The sequence below is a fragment of the Amycolatopsis kentuckyensis genome, from assembly GCF_041679295.1.
In the GTDB taxonomy this organism is placed as follows: domain Bacteria; phylum Actinomycetota; class Actinomycetes; order Mycobacteriales; family Pseudonocardiaceae; genus Amycolatopsis; species Amycolatopsis kentuckyensis_A.
Window position 1 is genome coordinate 114,197 of the sequence record NZ_JBGDMD010000008.1, and the last position, 19,384, is coordinate 133,580.

The 19,384-nt window shown below is 72.3% G+C and carries 14 protein-coding genes; 8 read left to right on the forward strand and 6 right to left on the reverse strand.

Features of this window, described 5'->3' with window-relative positions:
* Positions 1-37: 37 nt before the first annotated feature.
* From ACERZO_RS32710 to ACERZO_RS32720, 3 genes are all read left to right on the forward strand, one after another.
* A complete protein-coding gene (locus ACERZO_RS32710) occupies positions 38-859 on the forward strand; it encodes a helix-turn-helix domain-containing protein (RefSeq protein ID WP_372669751.1) in 822 nt (273 codons plus the stop codon).
* A 65-nt stretch (positions 860-924) separates the two neighbouring features.
* Positions 925-1,506 (forward strand): dihydrofolate reductase family protein, encoded by a 582-nt coding sequence (locus ACERZO_RS32715; protein ID WP_372669211.1) that lies wholly within the window; start codon positions 925-927, stop codon positions 1,504-1,506.
* 60 nt (positions 1,507-1,566) lie between these two features.
* Complete coding sequence (locus tag ACERZO_RS32720; protein ID WP_372669213.1) at positions 1,567-2,502, forward strand: FkbM family methyltransferase; 936 nt, start codon at positions 1,567-1,569, stop codon at positions 2,500-2,502.
* A gap of 3 nt (positions 2,503-2,505) precedes the next feature.
* On the opposite strand, the gene ACERZO_RS32725 is transcribed toward ACERZO_RS32720, so the two are convergent.
* The 5 genes from ACERZO_RS32725 to ACERZO_RS32745 all read right to left on the reverse strand — a co-directional run bounded on the left by ACERZO_RS32725 (position 2,506) and on the right by ACERZO_RS32745 (position 12,385).
* Positions 2,506-3,987, reverse strand: a complete 1,482-nt coding sequence (locus ACERZO_RS32725; RefSeq protein ID WP_372669215.1) for a phospholipase D-like domain-containing protein — start codon at positions 3,985-3,987, stop codon at positions 2,506-2,508.
* A complete protein-coding gene (locus ACERZO_RS32730; protein ID WP_372669218.1) occupies positions 3,987-6,665 on the reverse strand; it encodes a hypothetical protein in 2,679 nt (892 codons plus the stop codon). The genes ACERZO_RS32725 and ACERZO_RS32730 overlap by 1 nt, the downstream gene beginning before the upstream one ends.
* A 113-nt stretch (positions 6,666-6,778) precedes the next feature.
* Positions 6,779-7,750: an amidohydrolase family protein gene (locus ACERZO_RS32735; RefSeq protein WP_372669220.1), complete on the reverse strand. Its 972-nt coding sequence runs from the start codon at positions 7,748-7,750 to the stop codon at positions 6,779-6,781.
* A 19-nt stretch (positions 7,751-7,769) separates the two neighbouring features.
* The gene (locus ACERZO_RS32740; protein ID WP_372669221.1) at positions 7,770-9,713 is read right to left on the reverse strand and encodes a YhgE/Pip family protein; all 1,944 of its coding nucleotides are present in this window, start codon (positions 9,711-9,713) and stop codon (positions 7,770-7,772) included.
* Positions 9,713-12,385 carry an MMPL family transporter gene (locus ACERZO_RS32745; RefSeq protein ID WP_372669223.1) on the reverse strand — a complete coding sequence of 891 codons (2,673 nt, stop codon included), beginning with the start codon at positions 12,383-12,385 and terminating at the stop codon, positions 9,713-9,715. Before ACERZO_RS32745 ends, ACERZO_RS32740 begins: the two co-directional genes overlap by 1 nt.
* Before the next feature lie 110 nt (positions 12,386-12,495).
* On the opposite strand from ACERZO_RS32745, the gene ACERZO_RS32750 reads away from it, so the two are divergent.
* Complete coding sequence (locus ACERZO_RS32750) at positions 12,496-13,155, forward strand: TetR family transcriptional regulator (RefSeq protein WP_372669225.1); 660 nt, start codon at positions 12,496-12,498, stop codon at positions 13,153-13,155.
* Here the strand turns inward: ACERZO_RS32750 and ACERZO_RS32755 are convergent.
* On the reverse strand, positions 13,127-13,798 hold the full coding sequence (locus ACERZO_RS32755) for a TetR/AcrR family transcriptional regulator (RefSeq protein WP_372669226.1): 672 nt from the start codon (positions 13,796-13,798) through the stop codon (positions 13,127-13,129). The genes ACERZO_RS32750 and ACERZO_RS32755 overlap by 29 nt on opposite strands.
* A 116-nt stretch (positions 13,799-13,914) precedes the next feature.
* Between ACERZO_RS32755 and ACERZO_RS32760 the strand changes: the two genes are divergently transcribed.
* Genes ACERZO_RS32760 through mhpA form a run of 4 tightly spaced genes read left to right on the forward strand, consistent with a single transcriptional unit; the run spans position 13,915 to position 19,380 of the window.
* Entirely contained in the window at positions 13,915-15,039 is a 1,125-nt protein-coding gene (locus tag ACERZO_RS32760; RefSeq protein WP_372669228.1) for a VOC family protein, read from the forward strand.
* A complete protein-coding gene (locus tag ACERZO_RS32765) occupies positions 15,036-15,971 on the forward strand; it encodes a fumarylacetoacetate hydrolase family protein (protein ID WP_372669230.1) in 936 nt (311 codons plus the stop codon). The genes ACERZO_RS32760 and ACERZO_RS32765 overlap by 4 nt, the downstream gene beginning before the upstream one ends.
* On the forward strand, positions 15,968-17,851 hold the full coding sequence (locus ACERZO_RS32770; protein ID WP_372669231.1) for an acyl-CoA synthetase: 1,884 nt from the start codon (positions 15,968-15,970) through the stop codon (positions 17,849-17,851). Before ACERZO_RS32765 ends, ACERZO_RS32770 begins: the two co-directional genes overlap by 4 nt.
* Complete coding sequence (mhpA, locus tag ACERZO_RS32775) at positions 17,848-19,380, forward strand: bifunctional 3-(3-hydroxy-phenyl)propionate/3-hydroxycinnamic acid hydroxylase MhpA (protein WP_372669233.1); 1,533 nt, start codon at positions 17,848-17,850, stop codon at positions 19,378-19,380. The genes ACERZO_RS32770 and mhpA overlap by 4 nt, the downstream gene beginning before the upstream one ends.
* Positions 19,381-19,384: the final 4 nt, after the last annotated feature.

A 19,384-nucleotide genomic window follows, 5' to 3' on the forward strand; every position in this document is an offset into this window, starting at 1 on the left:
CGGCTGCGATGCTGTGAGCGTGGAATACGTGTCCAGAGTGCCGCGGCCGCCGCTGGACGGGCTGATCGACGACATCTACTACCTGGACGGCACGTCGCCGTACGCCCGGCTGACGCTGCCTCCGGCGCCGGCGGCGTTGCTCGTCGTCAACCTCGGGGCGCCGTTCCGCATCCGCGCCGGCACCGACGTCGGGACCGCCGAGTTCGCCGACGGTTGCGTGGTCACCATGCCCACCCACGCGTGGGAGTTCGGCTATCCACTCCGGACGAGGTCCGTCGGGGTGCACTTCAAGCCGTGGGGGCCGGCCTCGTTCCTGCCGATGCCCGCGGCCGAGCTGCGTGACCGGCCGGTGACGGTGGAGCAGGTCTGGGGCCGGCGCGCGGTTGCCGAGCTGCGAGACCGGCTGGCCACGGCAGGCGGACCCCACGAAATGCTGACGCTGCTCGAGGAGGAACTGCGGCGACGGCTGCGCGAGACCGCCGGCCTGGGCCTGGTCCGCCACACGAGCGGCGTCATCGCGGCGACCGGCGGTGCGGTCGCGATCGGCGACCTGAGCGCGGCAGCCGGGGTCAGCAGCACTCATCTGGCGCAGCGGTTCAAGGAGCTCGTCGGCGTCACGCCGAAACGGCTGGCCCGCACCTGCCGCTTCGCCGCCACCGTGTTCGCGATCGACCCCCGCGGACCGGTCGACTGGGGCGACCTCGCCTGCCGCGCGGGCTACTTCGACCAGGCCCACTTCGGCCACGAGTTCCAGGCGTTCACCGGGCTCACACCGACCCGGTACGTCGAAGTCCGGCGGCGGTTCCTGCGCGAACACCCCGGCCACGTCCTGGACGGCTGGCCGCTGCCCGCCGATTGAATTCTTACAAGAGCGGCTGCTCACGGCCCGCTAACTTGGGGCACCCCGAAGCAGAGGAGTGCGCCGTGGGCAAGGTGGTCATGTACAGCTCGGTGTCGGTGGACGGCTTCATCGCGGACGAGAACGACCAGCCCGGACCGCTGTTCGACTGGCTGTCCGGCGGTGACGTCCCGTTGGACGAGAGCGGCCAGGTGAAGGTGTCGCAGACGTCCTACGACTACACCCGGCCGTACTGGGACCGGATCGGGGTGACGGTCGTCGGCCGCCACGTCTTCGACCTGACGGACGGCTGGGACGGGAAGCCGCCGGGCGGGATCGACCACGTGGTCGTCGTGACGCACCGGCCGGCGCCCGAGGGCTGGGACCCCGGGGCGCCGTTCCACTTCGTCGACGGCGTCGAGGCGGCCATGGCCACCGCGCGGGAGCTCGCGGGTGACCGCCTGGTCGAGGTCGCCGCCGGCGACGTCGGGGGCCAGGTGCTCGCCGCGGGTCTGGTCGACGAGGTGCGCATGGACGTCGTACCCGTGGTGTTCGGGTCCGGCAAGCGCTACTTCGGATCGGTCCGCGCGCAGCACCTGCTGGAGGATCCCGACGAGGTGGTTCCGGGCGACCGGGTGCTTCACCTGCGCTATCGGGTGCGCCGTTGACCTGAGCTCCGGCTGCGGCCGTTAGGCTCGGGTCCTCGGGTATCCGGTCTTGGAGGTGCGGTGGAGCGGCTGGTTCCGGACGTCACCGGGCTCGACCCGGCGCTGGCCCGCCGGCTTCGGACCACGGTCGCCTGCACCGACGCCGACGACATCCCCAAAGTCGAGCACGCCGGCGAAAGCCGGGACCACGACGGCGGCCGCGTGCAGATCATGCACAACGGCCTGCTCGTCGAAGAAGGCGGCTACTACGGCCCCTGGATGACCGAGGCCATCCGCGTCCTGCGCGGCCACCACGAACCGCAGGAAGAACTGGTCTTCCACCGGATCGTCGAACGCCTCGCCGCCGACGGCGGGAACCCGGCCATGATCGAGTTCGGCAGTTTCTGGACCTACTACGGGCTCTGGTTCTGCCACGCCATCCCCACCGGCCACGTCGTCGCGGTGGAACCCGATCCCGCCTACCTCGAGGTCGGCCGCCGCAACGCCGCTCTCAACGGCTACACCGGCCGCGTCCGGTTCGTGCCCGCCGCCATCGGGGACCGGCCCGGGGAACCCCTGGACTTCGAAGCCGAAAGCGACGGCCGGACGTACCGCGTCCGGCAGTACGACCTCGCTTCCCTGATGTACGACGCCGAACTGCCCCGCGCGGACCTCGTTCTCGTCGACGTCCAGGGCGCCGAAACCGTCCTGATCGACCGCGCTCGCGACATCTTCGACGCCGGCCGCGTGCGGTTCCTCGTCGTCTCGACGCACCACCACTCCATCTCCGGGGATCCGCTCACCCACCAGAACGCCCTGCGGAACCTGCTCGACGCCGGCGCGCACGTCATCGCCGAGCACACCGTCGGCGAGTCCGCCAGCGGTGACGGCCTCGTCGCCGTCTCCTTCGACCCGCGCGACCAGGACTTCACCGTCCCCGTCAGCCACGGCCGGTATCGGGACTCCCTCTTCGGCGAAGTCGAATACGACCTCGCCGCGGCCACCGGCAGGCACTGACTCTCACGGCACCCGGGGATCGAGGAAGTTCGTCCACACCCAGTCCGACAACGGCCCGAACGCGGGCTTCGCGGGGACGAACACCGCGGACGGCGCCACGTGCGCCGCCCTGGCGCGGATCCAGACGTCCAGCCACCAACGCCGAAGCAGCGCCGGGTCGCCCAGCACCGCCGGCGGGGCACCCAGGTGACGGCGCCAGATTTCCGCGCGCAGCCTGCGGATCGGGCGCCAGTCCGGCGGGTTCGCCGGGCCCGCTCCGCGGGGGTCGTGGACCGTGAGCATCACCTCGGTGTCGTGGGTCCAGCTGCGGTAGCTGCTGTTCACCGACCCCACGACCGCCGTCACGTCGTCGACGATCGTCAGCTTGCTGTGCACGTACGCGGTCCGGCCGGTGTTCGTCCCGTCGTCGCCCGTGCGCTCGAAGACGTAGAAGCGGCCCGGGAACGCGGCCACCAGCGGGGTGAGCATCAGGCGACGGCGGTAGGCGAGGTCCGGCAGGTCCCCGACGCTCGCCTCGTTCGCGATCACCACCACGCCCCAGACGTCCGGGTTCGCCCGCAGCGCGTCCTTGATCGCGTTCGTCAGTTCCGCGGTCCCGGAGTAGTACTGGTCCTCCATGTAGAAGTACTGCTTCGCCGACCGGATCGCCGTCGCGATCGCCCGCGCCGAGGTCTGGATCTTGGCGGGGAACGGGAACCCCGGCGCGTAGGTGTGCGTGACCTGCGACACCAGCGACCCCGCCGCCGGCGACGGCGGGACGCTCAGGCCGCGCAAGGCCGCCAGCGGAACCGCCGGCGGCGGGACCGTCTTCCGCCACCGGCTGGTGAACGTGCGGAGCAAGCTGTCCGCACCTGGCCCGTCGACGCGCAACGTCACGTCGAACAGCGGGGCGCCGGGAAGGCGCTTGCCCGCGGCGTCCGTGGCGTACAGGCGATCCGTGCTGAACTCGATCCCGCCCACGTAGGCGACGAACCGCTGCTTCGAGCCGACGATCAGCAGTTTCTGGTGGTGCGAGCCGGCGAAGAGGTGCGCGGCGTCGATGTGGCACCACGCGTCGTGGCCGTCGGCCTTGAGCTTCTTCACGAGCGCCTCGGTGGCCAGGTTGTGCGCTCGCGTCGGGCTCCACAGGGCGGCCAGGTCGAGGAGGATCTGCCGGACCCGCGGCGGGAACCGGCGCAGCGTGGTCTGGTCCAGCGCCCCCGCCCAGAGCAGCAGCCGGATCTGCGCGCCCCGGCCGGCGGCGAACCGCAGCGCCTCGCCGAGGTTGTCGGTGCGGCCGGACGCGGTCGGCACCGGCAGGTCGTTCTCGCAGTTCCAGCCGGCCAGGTAGACGAACGGTTCCGGGTGGTTGGCCGCCGCCGCCCGGATGTCGGCGAGCATTCTCGGCAGGGTCGCCTCCCCGCCGACGAGGTGCTCGATCCGGGTGCCCGTGGCCGGGGCTTCCAGTCCCAGGCTCGGATCGGCCCGCAGGAACGGCCCCTCCATCAGACCGTGGTGCCGAGGTTGGACCCGATTTCGATGTCGGTGCCCGAGGACGGCGTGTACTCGTTCCACTCCGCGATCAACGCACCCTTGGTCCCCGGCTGCAGCACGGCGAAGGGTGCCGCGGAACCGTCGTGCGCCCGGGCGGTCGACGCCACGGTGAGCCGCGAGCTGTCGGGGATCGCCGTGATCACCGTCGTCTCCTGCACGACGCTGCCGTCCGCGGGGTCGAGCTTGTCGGCCGAGTCGAGCACCACCTGCGCGCCGACCAGGAACCCGTCGGTCGACCCGACGCGGAACGTGACCGGGCTCGCGCTCTTCGGCAGGACCGCCGACGTCGTCGTGTAAGCGGCGTCCTCGAGCCGCACCGCGCTGCGGCCCGGGTTCGCCGGCGGGATGCCCGGGTAGTTGCGGTCGTCGTAGGCCGCGATCTCCTTGGCGATGGACAGGTACTGCGGATCGGGCACGACCGGCGGGGTCTTGAACCCGCCCTCGGCGAACGCGACCCAGGCCGTCTCCCAGCCCTTCCGGACCGTCAGCACCACGCGCGCGCTGCCCGATCGCAGGAACGCCTGCCGCGTGCTGTCCGGGTGCTGCAGCTGCCGGATGAACTCCCAGCTCTGCGGCGTGTCCCAGAAGTAGGAGTAGAGGAACGTCACCACGTTCTCCCACTCGATGGCCTGGTTGACGAACCGGATGACGCTCTCGTGCTCCCGGACGGTCGCCCAGCTCGAGGCGTCGAGGCCGAGCTCGTTGCCGTCGAACCCGATCCCGTGCTCGAGGTCGACGCCGGCCTTCTTGAACGCCGCCACGACGTCCGGCGGCATGAAGGCGAAGTCGGGTCCGAGCAGGAACCGCACCACGCCCTTCATGATCTCTTCGTTCTCTTCACGCCGGAGGGTCAGCGTGTCGACGTTCTCGATCTTCTCGGCCAGCACGGCGGTCTTGGCGGCGATGTCCTGCTGCCGCTCGAAGTACTGCGTCTGCGCCGCGTCCCGCAGGGCGTTCCAGACCGCCGCCTGCCACCGCTCCTTGACCACGGTGCTGAGCGGCGGGTTGCGCGGGTCCGGGTCGAGGACGGTCGGGATCTCCTCGAGCTCGGCGACCAGCTTGAGCTGGGTGTTGCGGTTGTGCCCCAGCGCGAACGACACGACGACCTTCCCGGTCGCGTGCAGCATGAAACCCTTCCACTGCGCGGAGGTCAGCTCGATCGGCCCGAACTGCCCCTGGGTGCCGCTGTTGGTGTAGGACGAGCCCAGCACCGCGATGGAGAACCGGTTCTCGTCGCCGGTCTGGCTCGTCAAGGCGTACCACAGCGTCAACGTCCGGATCCGGTAGCCGTCCGGGATCTCCAAGGGGTCCATCGTGTAGATCCCCGGTTCGTCGAACGACGGCACGGTCGTCGCGGTGCGCTCGACCGGGGCCGGCAGCAGCGGCGGGTCCGGCACGACCGCGCCGTAGCGCTCGGCGAGCACCCGGTGGTGCGGCTGTGCCTCGCCCGGCCGGGTGTCCGCGGTGATTTCGTTGTGCGGCAAGCCGAAGACGAACGGGCCGACGCCGCCCCGCAGGTCCGCCAGCTGCTTGTGCGCCTTCCGCAGCCCGGCCCCGGGCTCGGGGATGACCAGGTCGTAGGTGAGCCGCAGGCCGTACCGGTACAGCCGCACCCGCCACTTGCGCATCAGGCTGAAGTAGTCGACGCGCATCGCCTCGGTCGAGCTCGGGTTCCGGATGGTCCGGGTCGACTGCTCCTCCGACCCCGTCACCGTCGTGGTCGAGATGGTGATCTTGTGTTCCTGCTTCGTCCGCGCGGACGCCTTCTTCGTCAGCTCGGTGGCGTGTTTCGTGCTCGTGGTGGCCGACTGCGAAGTCGAGTCCTGAGCGGTGAACCCGGAGGACGCCGAGCCGGAGATCACCGGGATCCCGCCGGACACCGACCCCGTCACGTTGAACTGGTTCGAGTGCTGGGCCTGCGACGTGGTGGCCTGGCTGAGCTCGGTGTTGTCGGTCACGCCGGTTTCGCTGGTGTTCTCCAGCGAGTCGGTCACGATCGACGTGAACTCCTTGCTCAGCACCGACCATTCCTTGTGGCTGACCGCGGTCTCCTCCAGCGGTGCCAGCGGGATCGTGGCGATCAGCTCCCCGCGCTGCAGCCCGGCGGGCGCCATTTCGAGCCGTTCGAGGTTCAGCATGCCCAGCGGCGTCGCCCGGGTGTTCGCGGCCAGCGCGCCGACGGCGATCGCCGCGTTCCGGACCCGCTGCCGCGCCTGCCCGACCTGCGTCGTCGTCGCGTCCGGATCCTCCAGTGCCTCGGTCAGCGCCCGGCCGCGCAGCTCGGCGACGGCGTCGCCGAGCCGCGTCAGGTCGGCGACGGACGCGTCGACGAGCTCGGCGGCGTCCGGCCCGGTCCCGGCCTCGAACCCGCGCAGCAGGTCCGTCGTCGACGCCTCGACTCGGACGCCGGCGTCGCGAAGGAGTGTCTCCGCGTCGCCGACTTCGCCGGGCCGCAGCCCGAGTTCCCGCGCGAAGGCGTGCTTGACCAGGGCTTGCCCGCTGCTGGGGACCGGCACCGTCAGCTGGACGTGGGTGGCCTTGGCGATCTCGCGCGTCGCGCTCGTCAGCACTGCGGGTGCGGACGGCGGCGCCGCGTGCTGGTCGGTCTGGTGCGCCTGGGCTTCGGTCACGTGTCCGGCTCCGTCCGTGCGGTGTGGATTCCGCCTTCAGGCTTCCGGGCCGCGGTGCGGTCGTCGACGGCCGATGGGCCCGCCGAGCGGGCGGGACCGTCCGTCCCGAACGGTCACCCCTTGAGGCGGGGGAACAGGTTCTCCGCATTGCCCCGGTCGATGGCCGCGCGCAGGTCGTCCTCCAACGGGTAGCGCTCGTACGTCTTGTTCAAGAACGACACCGCGGGCGGCGGGGCGAACGGGAAGTCGCTGCCGTAGGTGATGTGGTCCGGGGAGGCCACCTCCAGCAGGCTCGGCAGCGCCGCCGGGGACGCCGACAGCGCGATGTCGTAGTAGAACTGCCTCAGCACCGCCAGCTGCTTCGGTACCTGGTGCTTCTGGTCCAGCAGCGTCCACGCCTGCTGGGCCTTGTTCTTCGTGCTCATGATCGTCAGCAGGATGCGGTAGGAGATGTACGGCACGAACCCGCCCGCGTGCGCGAGGACGAACTTGATCCCCGGGTACTTCGCCATCGCTCCCGACAGGATCAGGCTGATCGCCGTGCGGGTCGTGTCGAGGAGGAAGTCCGCCGTGAACGACGGGATTCCCGGTACCTCCGGGCCGGGCAGCTCGCCCGGGTGCACGAACACCACCACCTGCCGCTCGTGCAGGAACTCCAGCAGCGGCTCGAACTCCGGGTCGCCCAGGTAGCGGCCGTCGTTGTTGGCGAGCAGCACGATCCCGTCGGCGTGCAGGACGTCCAGCGCGTACTCGGCTTCGGCCAGCGCGCCTTCGACGTCGGGCAGCGTCAGGGTGGCGAAGAAGCCGAACCGGTCGGGTCGGTCGGCGACCACCGCGGCCGCGTACTCGTTGACGTGCCTCGCCCAGCGGCGGGCTTCCGGCACGTCCCCGAAGTAAACCCCTGGTGTGGACAGGGAAAGCACGCCGGTCCGGATGCCGTGGCCGTCCATGAACTTCACCGCGGCCGCGGCCGACCATGACGGCAGGTCGACGCCGCCCGGCCGGATTCCCTTGTCGTGCATCCAATCCCCGTAGCGGGGCGGCACGATGTGCTGGTGGGTGTCGATGCGCTGGGCACGGCTCATCGAAGGGGTCCTTTCGGGATCAGGCGGTGGCCGGCAGCCGGACGCTCTTGGTGGACAGGTAGCGGCGGCGGTCGGTGACCAGGATCGACACGAGCGTGCCGACCAGCAGCCACGCCGCGAGCTGCGCGACGCCCGTGGTCAGGCCCGTGCCGTCGGTCGCCGCGGCGCGCAGGGCCAGCACCGCGCCGTGCGTGGGCAGGTAGCCGGCGAGGGTGTACAGCGGACCCGGCAGCGTCGAGACGACGCCGGTCGCGCCCGCGAGGACGAGCACCGCGAGGGAGGCGATCCGCCCGGCGCGCCCGAAGATCGCCGTCGCCGCCTGGTTGAGCGCGACGAACGCCGAGGCCGCCAGCAACGCGATCAGCAGGAAGCCGATCGTGCCCGCGAAGCCGAGTTCCAGCACCGGAACGGCGATCGCGGTGATGGCCAGGGCCGCGAGCGCGGCCGCCGTCGCACCCGGGATGGCCGCGCGCAGGATGATCCGCCAGGTGGGTTCGCGGGCGGTGAGCACCGCGTCCGGGACGGCCCGGGTGACGATGTACGTCGCCAGCGCGAGCGCCCACAGCGCCAGCGCGGCGAACAAGGTCAGGGCCAGGGTGCCGATCGGGGTGCCGTCGGTCGCGGCCGTGCTGGGGTTCGCGGCGACGGTCTTGAGGTGCGCGCGTTCGGCGTCGGTGTAGCTGGGCACCTGGTCGCGGCCCTTGGCCAGCTGGGTGGCGAGGTCCTGGGCGCCGTCGTCGACCTTCTTGGCGCCGTCCGTCAGCTGTCCGGCACCGGACGCGAGCTTCCGCGCGCCGGAATTCGCTTGCCGGACACCGCTGTCGAGCTGACGTGCGCCGTTCGCGGCGGACGCGATCCCGGCGGCGAGCTGACCCGACTTCGCAGCCAGCTGCGCGTTGCCGTCGGCGACCTTGCGGGCCCCGCTCGCCAGGGCCTGGACGGAGTCGCGCGCCTTGACGGCGTTGGCCCGGACGGCGGCCTTGACCCCGTCGATCTTCCCCGCGTCGGTGGTGAACCGGTCCGCGGCCTGCCGGAGCTCGGCGCAGAAGGCCGCGGTGCCGGTGCACTCGTCGGCCAGCCGACGGAACTGCTTCGCGGCGTCACCGGCCGAGGGGACGGCGTCGATCGCGGCGATGATCCGGTTCGCCAGCGGGACGACGACTCCGGCGAGCTGCTCGTTGCCGTCGGCGACCTGATCGGCTCCGCCGGCCAGCTGCCGGGTCAGCGCGGGCAGCTGCGCGGTGTCCCGCTCGGCCTGGGTGAGCCCCGAAGACAGCTTCCCCGAACCGGCGGCGAGCTGGGCGGTCCCGTCGGCGAGCTGGTCGGCACCGGTGCTCAGCTGACCGGCCGCGTCGGCCAGCTGCCGGGTGCCGCCGGCCAGCTGCCCCGCGCCGTCCGCCGCCTGGCCGACCTGCTGGTGCAGGGTCGTGAACCCGACGTACACATTGTCCAAATAGGTCTCGACGACCTGCTGGTCCAGGGTCCGCCGCGTGGCTTGGGCGATGTGGCCGGCCAAGCCGGGATCGCCGACCCCCGCGGCGTCGGACGTCTGCACCCGCAGCTGCGCCTGCCGGGCTTCGAGCGGTTTCGCGGTGGCGCTGGACGTGGCGCGCGCCGAGAAGTCCTTCGGGATCGTGACCGTCGCGGCGTAGCTGCCGTCGGCCAGGCCGGCCGCGGCGTCGCCGGCGTCGGTGAGGACCCAGTCGTACGCCGAATCTTCGCTGTGCGTCAGGTATCCGGCGAGCTGGCGGCCGAGCGGGATGGTCTGACCGTTCACCTGGACGGGCTCGTCGTTGTTGACCACGGCCGCCTTCGCGGTGCCGTGGTTGGCGTCCGGCGTCCAGAACGCCCACGTGAGCAGGCCCATGACGATCAGCGGCACGGCGATCAGGCCGGCCCAGGTCCGCCAGGTCAGCGGGCCGGTGGCCGACGCGCGGGCGGAGTTGGCGAACGGCTTGAGCATCAGGAGACCTCGGCGGGCTGGACGGCGGTGAGGGCGTGCAGGTGGGTGGCGCCGCCGGGCAGCAGGTCCCGGATGCGCTCGGGGTCCTGGCAGGTCAGCACGAACGTGGTGCTCCCCCGCTCGGCGAGCAGCGCGCGCACCCGGTCGCGGACGTCGGTGCGGAGCACGAGGTCGACGTCGTCGAGGACCACGAGCGCGGCGTCGCCGATCCGCCGGGTCGGGTCCGGCTCGGCGCGGCAGGGCACGACGGCGACGTCCCTGCGCAGTGCGTGCGTGTGCTGCGGCAGGACCCGCCCGAGCACCTTGAGGTCGCCGGTGAACTTCGTGACGCGCCCGGCGAACGTGTACAGCAGCGCCGTCTTGCCGCACGCGCCCGCGCCGTGCAGCACGAGGACTTCCCCGCGCCGCAGGTGCACGTCGATGCCGGCGTAGACCGGACGGCCCCGGTCGTCCTCGAGCCGGAGCCCGCGGGCGCTGACCGCCTCTTCGCTGTCCGGCGCGGGCCAGTCGGCCAGCCGCAGTTCGTGGACGAGCGCGTCACCCTCCGCGTCGAACACCGGCAGCGCGCGGTCGAGCTTCGGCGGCAGGCCCCAGGCGCGGCGGCCCAGCAGCGCCAGGACCGCGGGCACCAAGGTCATCCGCACGACGAAGGCGTCGACGAACACCCCGACCGCGAGGCTGAACGCGATGGGCTTGATGGTGGCACTGCCTTCGGGCACGAACGCGGCGAACACCGCGAACATGATCACCGCGGCCGCGACGACCACCCTCGACGCGGAGATGAACCCGGACTCGATCGCGTGCCGCGGATCGCGAGAGTGGACGTAGTCCTCGCGGATTCGCGAGACGAGGAAGACTTCGTAGTCCATCGCGAGTCCGAAGAGGACACCCATCAGGATGATCGGCAGGAAGCTGATCACGCTCCCGGTGTGCGTCACGTCGAGCGCGTCCGCGAAGTGCCCTTGCACGAACACGAACGACGTCGCGCCGAACGCCGCCGCGACCGAAAGCAGGTAGCCCGCGGTCGCTTTGATCGGCACCCAGATCGACCGGAACACCATGGCCAGCAGGATCAGCGAGAGGCCGACGACGAGGATCCCGAACGGCAGCAACGCGCTGCCGAGCTGCGCGGAGACGTCGATGCCGACGGCGGTGATGCCGGTGACCGCGGTCTGCGTCCCGTAGGCGGCGAGGAAGTGCGGCTCCAGCCCACGCAGCCGCGCGACGAGGTCGTCGGTCTGCACGGAGTCCGGCGCGGTCGCCGGGACGACCTGCACGATTCCGGTGTCGCCCTTGGGGTTCGGGGTGGCCAGCGGCACCGAGGCGACGCCCGGCACGTGCCGGATCTCTTCGGCGATCTTGTTCACCAGCCCGATCGGGTCGGTGCTGGTGATGATGTCCGCCGTGACGATCAGCGGGCCGTTGTAGCCGGGCCCGAAGTGCTCGCTGACGACGTCGTAGGTGTCGCGCGCCGGGCTGCCGTGCTCCTCGGTTCCGTTGTCCGGCAACGCCAGCCGCAACGACGTCGCCGGGATCGCGCAGACGGCCAGGCCCGCCACCACGAGCACCACGGTGACGAGCGGCGCCTTCGTCGCGAGCCGGACCCACCAGCGCGCGACCCGCGGCTTCCGGCGGCGTCGCTTGCGTTTCGGCGCGCGCGGCCGCAACCGCTTGCCCGCGAACGACATCAGCGCCGGGACGAGCGTGACGGCGATCGCGACCGCCAGGGCCACGGCGACCGCGGCGGCGACGCCCATGGTGGTCAGGAACGGGATGCCGGCCACCGCCAGCCCGAGCAGGGCGATGACGACGGTGAGCCCGGCGAAGATGACCGCCGACCCCGCGGTGGCGGTGGCGCGGGCGATCGACTCCTCGACGTCGAGGCCCTCGGCGAGCTGGTCGCGGTGCCGGGAGAGCAGGAACAAGGCGTAGTCGATCCCGACGGCGAGCCCGATCATCACCGCCAGCATCGGCGCGGTCGACGAGATCGGCGTGACGAGCGTGGCCAGGTAGATCAGGCCGCCGGCGACGCCGACCCCGAGAACCGCCGTGGCCAGCGGCATGACCGCGGCGATCAGCGAGCGGAACATCAGCACCAGGACCAGCAGGGCGATGACCAGGCCGATGCCTTCGGTCGGGCTGAGCTTCGGCACCCGGTTCGAAAACGCGTCGCCGCCGGTGTGGACCTTCGCGCCGGTGGCCGTCCCGAGGTCCGCGGCGATCGCGGACAGCTGCGCCTTGGTGGCCGGGTCGACCTGCGCGAGCTGCACCTTCAGCGGCACGGCGAGCAGGGCCGCCCGGCCGTCGGCCGACACCGCGCCGGAAACGCTCTTGTCGAAGGGGTTCACGACGGTCGCGACCTGGTCCAGCTTCCCGATCCGGGTCACCGCCTGCGCGACCGCGGCGCGGTTCTGCGGGGTGTCGGCCTTCGCGCCCTCCGGCACCACGAGCACCAGCTGCGCCGACGTACCGCTGACTTCGGAGAAGACGCGGCCGAGGTGGTCGAGGGCGTCCTGCGACTCCGAACCCGGGATCGCGAAGGTGTCGTCGGTGCCCTGGTTGACCAGCAGTGCGGCCCCGCCGGCCGCCGCCAGCACCACCACCCACAGCGCGAGCACGAGGACACGCGCCCGGGCGGCCGCGCGGCCCAGCCGGTACAGGAACGACGACACGAGGACTCCCAGCTCTTCGGATACGTGGTGTATCGTAATACAGGATGTATCCGATGCGCAGTGGATCCCGTCACTCCCCCGGGTGAGGCGGGGAAAGTAAGGTGACCGGCATGGCGACCACCAGCGCGGACCTCGGCGCTCCGAAGCGGATGACGCGGCGGCGCGCCGAGACCCGGCGCCGGGTGCTGGCAGCCGCCTACGAGGTGTTCACCGAGCTGGGCATCCGCGACGCCCCGGTGGAACTGATCTGCGAACGCGCCGGCTTCACCCGCGGCGCCTTCTACTCCAACTTCGCCAGCAAGGAAGAACTCTTCCTGGCGATCTACGAAGTGGAGATGCGGGAGCGCGCGGAACGGCTGCGCGTCGCCGTCGAAGAGGCGATCGGCCGGGCCGAACCCGGCTCCGTCGACGAAGTGCTGCGGCAAGCCGGGTTGTTGTTCATGGACTCACTAGCGGCCGACGAGACGTGGTACCTGCTCAACGCCGAGTTCCGCGCCCAGGCCATGCGGCAGCCGGAACTGCGCGCGCCGACCGCCGCCGCCGAGGGCCGCTTCCACGACGAGCTCGGCGAGATCCTGCAGCACCTGCTCGGCCGGCTCGACCTGCGGCTGTCGGTCGACCCGCGCAGTGCCGTCGTGACGATCGTGGCCCTGTACGAGACCATGCTGCAGCGCGCGATCTTCGACGCGCTGCCCGACCGGGCCGACAGCCGCTACCTCACCGAGGTCCTGCCCCGGCTGTTCACCGCGCTGGTCGAACCGAGCCGGTGAGCCGGGCGGCGGCGTCGACGTCCGGCAGGGGACGCCGGCAGAGTTCGTGAGCTTCGCCGGCGGGTAAGCCCAGCATGCGCAGGAGGTCCTCGGCGACCTGGTCGGCCGCCGCCGCGGCGTCGCGGTCCGGCTGGTCGTGCAGGAGACGGCCGAGGCCCAGCATCGCGCCCGCCACCGTGACCATGGCCAGCTCGGAGTCGCGCACGGTGAACCGGCCCGCCTCGGCCGCGGCCTCGATGTCCCGGCGGGCGCGCGGCGCCAGGCCCCGATCCGATGTCGCCAGCGCGAGCCCGTTGTTCAGCAGCACCTGGCTCAGTTCGGGCCGCAGCCGGTGCAGGCGGCCGCTGAGCCGGAAGCTCTGCGCGAACACCAGCGCCGGGTCGGTCAGGTCCACGGTGAGCTCGTCGAGCAGGGCGCCGAAGCGGTCCAGCGCGTCCTCCACCGCGGCCTGGTAGAGCTGCTCCTTGCTCTCGAAGTGGTTGTAGAACGAGCCCATCCCGACGTCGGCGGCCTGCGTGATCTCCAGGATCGGGACGTTCGTGTTCCCCGCCGCGATGAAGGCCTGGGCCGCCTGGAGCAGCGCGGCCCGCGTCCGCGCCTTGCGCCGTGTCAACCGGTCGGTACCGATCGCCTGCTCGGCCATGCCTTCCCTCCCGATCGTCGGGGCCACTTTAGCCGGGTCGTCACAAAACTGAGGATAGCCTCTTGACTGACGATACGATCGGAAGTGACGATATCGTCAGAATCCAAGGAGGGGCCATGAGCGATCCCCACGCCGACCTGCACAGCGAGCAGGGCGCGTTGCCCGGCGAGCACCCGGGGCGGGCGGGCAACCCGGTCGTCAAGGTCCACGACCTGGCCTGGCTGGAGTTCGAGAAGCCGGACCTGCGCAAGGCCGAGCTGTTCGCGAACGCCTTCGGGTTCACGACGGCGCTGCGCGGTGCGGACGAACTGCAGCTGCGCGGCACCGAGCCGGGCGCGCCCTGCGTCCTGATCCGCCGGGGCCCGCGCTCGCGGTTCACCGGGCCGGCGTTCCGGGCCGCCGATCCGGCCGACGTGCTCCGCCTGGCGGACGCGACCGGGCACGAGGTCGCGCGGCTGCCGGAGAGCCTCGGCGGGGTGACCGTGGACCTGCTCGACCCGAGCGGCGCGCGCGTGCGCGTGGTGTCCGGCACGCACGAGCTCCCCGCGTTGCCGGCACAGGAGCCGCTCCCCCTCAACTTCGGGCGCGACGTCACCCGGGTGAACGCCACCCAGCGCCCGCCGCGGGAGCCGGTCAAGGTGCAGCGGCTCGGCCACGTCGTGCTGCAGACGCGGAAGTACCGCGAAACGCTCGACTGGTACCTCGCGCACCTGGGCCTGATCGTGAGCGACTTCCTCTACTACCCCGGCCGTCGCGCACGCGGGCCGGTCATGAGCTTCATCCGCTGCGACCGCGGCGGTACCCCGGCCGACCACCACACCCTGGCGATGGTGCTCGGCCCGGCGAACCGGTACGTGCACTCGGCCTACCAGGTGCCGGACCTCGACTCGCTCGCCGCCGGCGGCGAGTACCTGCTCGACCGGGGCTACCACCGGTCGTGGGGCATCGGCCGGCACATCCAGGGCAGCCAGCTCTTCGACTACTGGCGCGACCCCGACGGGTTCCTCGTCGAGCACTTCAGCGACGGCGACCTGTTCGACTCCTCGCTCGAGCCGGGCTGGGCGCCGATGACCGCGTCGGGCCTCGCCCAGTGGGGGCCGCCCGCCACCAAGGACTTCCTCGGCGTCAAACCCGGCCGGGAAGCGTTCCGCGAGCTGCGCGCGATCGTCGGCGCGCTGCGCGAAGAGAACGAATTCGACTTCGACCGCCTTCGCGGCCTGCTGAAAGTTGCGGTGTCATGAGCATTTCCGTCCTGCGCACCGCCGGCGCCTGGTGGGTCGCGACTCCCACCGGCGCGGCGGAAGTCACCACCGACGCCACGACGACCGGCCAGTTGCTGGCCGACCGGACGGCCCTCGCCGCGGCCGCGGCGAGCGGGCGCACGGTCGACGTGGCGACCCTCGAGCTCGTCTCGCCGGTCACCGCGCCGTGCCGCGTGGTCGCCCAGATGACCAACTTCGCCTCGCACGTCGAGGACACCGGCGGGAACCCGGCCACCGTGCCGCTGACGTTCTTCCGCAAGGCGTCCGGCTCGATCAGCGGCCCGCACGACGACGTGGTGCGGCCCGCCCACGTGCGGCTCCTGGACTACGAGGTCGAGATCGGGCTCGTCATCGGCGCGGAGATCCCGGTCGGCACGGAGATCGGCGACGACGTCTCCGCGTACGTCGCCGGCCTGGTGGTGACCAACGACGTTTCCGCGCGCGACGTCCAGCTGCCCCAGACCCAGTTCTACGAAGCCAAGTCCTACCCGTCGTTCACCCCCACCGGGCCCGCGCTCGTCCTGCTCGACGCCGTCGAGTTCGAGCGGTTCGCGGACCTGCGGCTGAAACTGAGCGTCAACGGCGAAGTCCGCCAGGACCGGACGGTCGCCGACATGATCCACCGGCCCGCCGAAGCCCTCCGGGCCCTCGCCCGCTTCCAGCGCCTGGATCCCGGTGACCTCGTGCTGACCGGCACCCCGGTCGGCACGGCGTTGTCCGCGCCACCGAAACCGGTGGAGATCATCGGCTCCCTCCTGCCGCCGGCGCTCAAGTGGAAGCTGTTCTTCCGGGGCCAGGAAAGGAATCCCCGGTACCTCCAGGACGGCGATGTCATCGAAGCCGGCGTCGCCACCGACGACGGTGTCCTCGACCTGGGTACCCAGCGCACGGTCGTGAGGCACGCCCGGTGACCGGAAACCCGTTGTGGCCGGCGTATTCCGGCCCCGCCGACGTCGAAGCGATCGAAGCCGTGCCGCTGGCGGCCCGCGGCCTCCCGGCGTCCACCTACGCCCTGCTGGTCCGCGCCGCCACCACGTGGCCGGACCGCACCGCGCTCACCGTGCTGCCCGACGCCGCGCGTTGGCGGGCAGCCGAGCAGCGCACGTTCGCCGAACTCCTCGGTGACGTCCACCGGTACGCGAACCTGCTGCACGGACTCGGCGTCCGCCGGGGTGCCGCGGTCGCGCTGCTGTCGCCCAACACCGCCGAGCTGGTGCCCGCCACCCTGGCCGCGCAGCTCGCCGGGATCGCGGCGCCCCTCAACGGCGGCCTTTCGCGCCGGCACCTCACCCAGCTCCTCCGCCGCTCCGGCGCCCGGGTCCTCCTCACCGCCGGACCCGAACTGTCGCCCGCCGTCTGGGAAACCGCGCAGGCGCTGGCGCAGGACGGCGCGGTCGACACGCTCCTGGTCCTCCGGCCCACCGGCGCCACCGAGCCGGCCGCGGACCTGCCGAGCCTGCCCGGCGTCCGCGTCGGCTACCTGGGCGAGCTGGCAGCCGAGCGGGAATCGTCGGTCTTCCTCGGCGAACCGCCGCGCCCGGACGACCTGGCGGCGTTCTTCCCCACCGGCGGCACCACCGGCGCGCCGAAACTGGCCGCGCACACGCACGCCGCCGAGGTCGCCGACGCCTGGATGCTGGCCGCGAACTCGCTGCTCGACGAGCACGCCACCCTCTTCGCCGCGCTGCCGCTGTTCCACGTCAACGCGCTGGTCGTCACCCTGCTCGCGCCGCTGTTCAAGGGGCAGGCCGCGGTCTGGGCCGGACCGCTGGGCTACCGCGATCTCCCGCTGTACCAGGAGTTCTGGCGGATCGTCGAGCACCACCGCATCTCCGCGATGAGCGCAGTCCCCACCGTCTACGCGGTGCTCGCGCAGTGCCCGGTCGACGCGGACATCAGCAGCCTGCGCTTCGCCATGGTCGGCGCTTCCCCCCTGCCCGCCGCCGTCCGCGAGAGCTTCCAGGCCTGCACCGGCATCACGCTCGTCGAAGGCTACGGCCTGACCGAAGCGACCTGCGCCAGCGCACGCAGCTTCCCCGATACCCCGCGCCCCGGCTCGGTCGGCCAGCGGTTGCCCTACCAGCGGCTGAAAACCGTGCGCGTCCGCGAAGACGGCACCTGGGAGGACCTCCCGCCCGGCCGCACCGGGGTGCTCGCGATCAGCGGCCCCACCGTGTTCCCCGGGTACGTCACCGGCCACGACGAGCGCGGCCACGTCCTCGACGGCCTCGGCAAGCTCGTCGACGGCTGGCTGGACACCGGCGACCTCGCCCGGGTCGACTCTGACGGGTTCGTGCACCTCGCCGGCCGCGCCAAGGACCTCATCATCCGCGGCGGCCACAACATCGACCCCGCGGTCGTCGAGGACGCGCTGCTCGCCCACCCCGCGGTCACCGCCGCCGGCGCGGTGGGCCGGCCGGACGCCCACGCCGGCGAGGTACCGGTCGCCTACGTCACGCTCGCCGCCGGCGCCTCGGTGACCGAGGAGGACCTGTGCGGCTGGGCCCGCGAGCGGGTCCCCGAGTCGGCCGCCGCGCCGAAGACCGTCACGGTGCTCGACGCCCTGCCGCTCACCGATCTCGGCAAGCCGTACAAGCCCGCCCTGCGCGCCGACGCCACCCGTCGCGAACTGGCCGAAGCGCTCGCCGGCGTCCCCGGGGTGCTGGACGTCGAGACCGAGGTCGACGACGGCGCGGTCGTCGCGGTGGTGCGGACCACGGGCGACGGCTCGGCGGTCAAGGCGGTCCTCGGCCGGTACGCGGTCGGCTGGCGCGTGGCGGGTGCCTCGTGACCGACGTGCCCGTGGTGGTCATCGGCGCGGGCCCGACCGGCCTCACCGCCGCCGCCCTGCTGGCCCGGTACGGCGTCGAGACCCTCGTCCTGGACCGGTGGGAGACGATCTACCCGCGGCCCCGCGCCGTCCACCTCGACGACGAGGTCTGCCGGATCCTCGGCCGGCTCGGGCTGTTCGAGGAGTTCACCGCGATTTCGCGGCCCTGCCACGGGTTGCGGCTCGTGGACCGGGACCTGAACGTGCTCGCGGAGTTCCGGCGCGACGCCGGGCGCGGCAGGCACGGCTACCCCGAGGCCAGCATGTTCGACCAGCCCGACCTGGAAGCGCTGCTGCGCGCGGGACTCGGGCGGCACTCCGTGGCGACAGTGCGCGGCGGCGCCGAAGTGACGTCGCTGGCCCCGGAGGCCGGCGGCGTGCGGGTCACGTTCACCGAGTCCGGCCGGCCGGACTCGGTGCGCGCGCGGTACGTCCTCGGCTGCGACGGCGCCAACAGCCTGACCCGGACCTCGATCGGGGCGGTCCTGCGCGACCTCGGGTTCACGCAACGCTGGCTCGTCGCCGACGTCCGCACCGACGCCGAACTCGGCGCGTGGGAAGGGGTGCACCAGGTCTCCGACCCGGTCCGCGCCGCCACCTACATGCGCATCGGCGCGGACCGCCACCGCTGGGAGTTCCGGCTGGCCGACGGCGAAACCGCCGACGGCTACCGCGAGCCGGCCGGGCTGCTCCCCCTGATCGGGCCGTGGACCCGTGACGTGCCGGCCGGCGAACTGGAGGTCGTCCGCGTCGCCGAGTACACCTTCCGCGCCCAGGTCGCCGACCGGTGGCGCGACCGGCGGGTCTTCCTCCTCGGCGACGCCGCCCACCTCACCCCGCCGTTCATCGGCCAGGGCATGGGCGCCGGGATGCGCGACGCGCTGAACCTCGCGTGGAAACTCGCCGGCGTGCTCGACGGCACGCTCGCCGAATCCGTCCTCGGCACCTACGAGCCGGAACGCAAACCGCACGCCACCACCATGATCCGGCTCGCCAAGCTGATGGGCGCCGCCATGACCGAGGGCGGCGAACTCGGCACGTTCCTCCGCCGCGTCGCCGTGCCCCGCCTGCACCTCGTGCCCGGGGTGCGCAAGCGCGTGCTCGAAACCGCGACCCCGCCGCTGCACCGCTCGGCCCTCGTCCTGCGGCCGCGCCTGCGCCGGTCCCTGGCCGGCCGGCAGTGCCCCAACGCGCCGGTCGACGGCGGACGCCGGCTCGACGAAGTGACGGCCGGGCGGTTCGCCGTCGTCACCACCGCCGAACCCGCCGCCGCGCAGCGAGCGGACATCGAGCAGCGCGGCGCCGTGGTCGTGGTCGCCCGGCCCGGCAGCCCGCTGCACCGCTGGCTGCGCGGTGGCTTCGCCCGCGCCGCCGTCGTCCGTCCGGACGGGACGGTCCACAGCGCCGGCCGCGACCTGGCCGCCCTCTGCGCGGCGCTGCCGGTCCGCCGCGCGACGGTCACTACACTGAGCGGGAATCCGCGGAGGTGAATCC

Excerpts from the sequence above, each read along its gene's own strand:
- ACERZO_RS32740 (WP_372669221.1), bottom strand. The coding sequence starts at position 9,713 with ATGCTCAAGCCGTTCGCCAACTCCGCCCGCGCGTCGGCCACCGGCCCG.
- ACERZO_RS32765 (WP_372669230.1), top strand. The coding sequence starts at position 15,036 with ATGAGCATTTCCGTCCTGCGCACCGCCGGCGCCTGGTGGGTCGCGACT.
- ACERZO_RS32760 (WP_372669228.1), top strand. The coding sequence starts at position 13,915 with ATGAGCGATCCCCACGCCGACCTGCACAGCGAGCAGGGCGCGTTGCCC.
- ACERZO_RS32755 (WP_372669226.1), bottom strand. The coding sequence starts at position 13,798 with ATGGCCGAGCAGGCGATCGGTACCGACCGGTTGACACGGCGCAAGGCG.
- ACERZO_RS32725 (WP_372669215.1), bottom strand. The coding sequence starts at position 3,987 with ATGGAGGGGCCGTTCCTGCGGGCCGATCCGAGCCTGGGACTGGAAGCC.
- ACERZO_RS32750 (WP_372669225.1), top strand. The coding sequence starts at position 12,496 with ATGGCGACCACCAGCGCGGACCTCGGCGCTCCGAAGCGGATGACGCGG.
- ACERZO_RS32735 (WP_372669220.1), bottom strand. The coding sequence starts at position 7,750 with ATGAGCCGTGCCCAGCGCATCGACACCCACCAGCACATCGTGCCGCCC.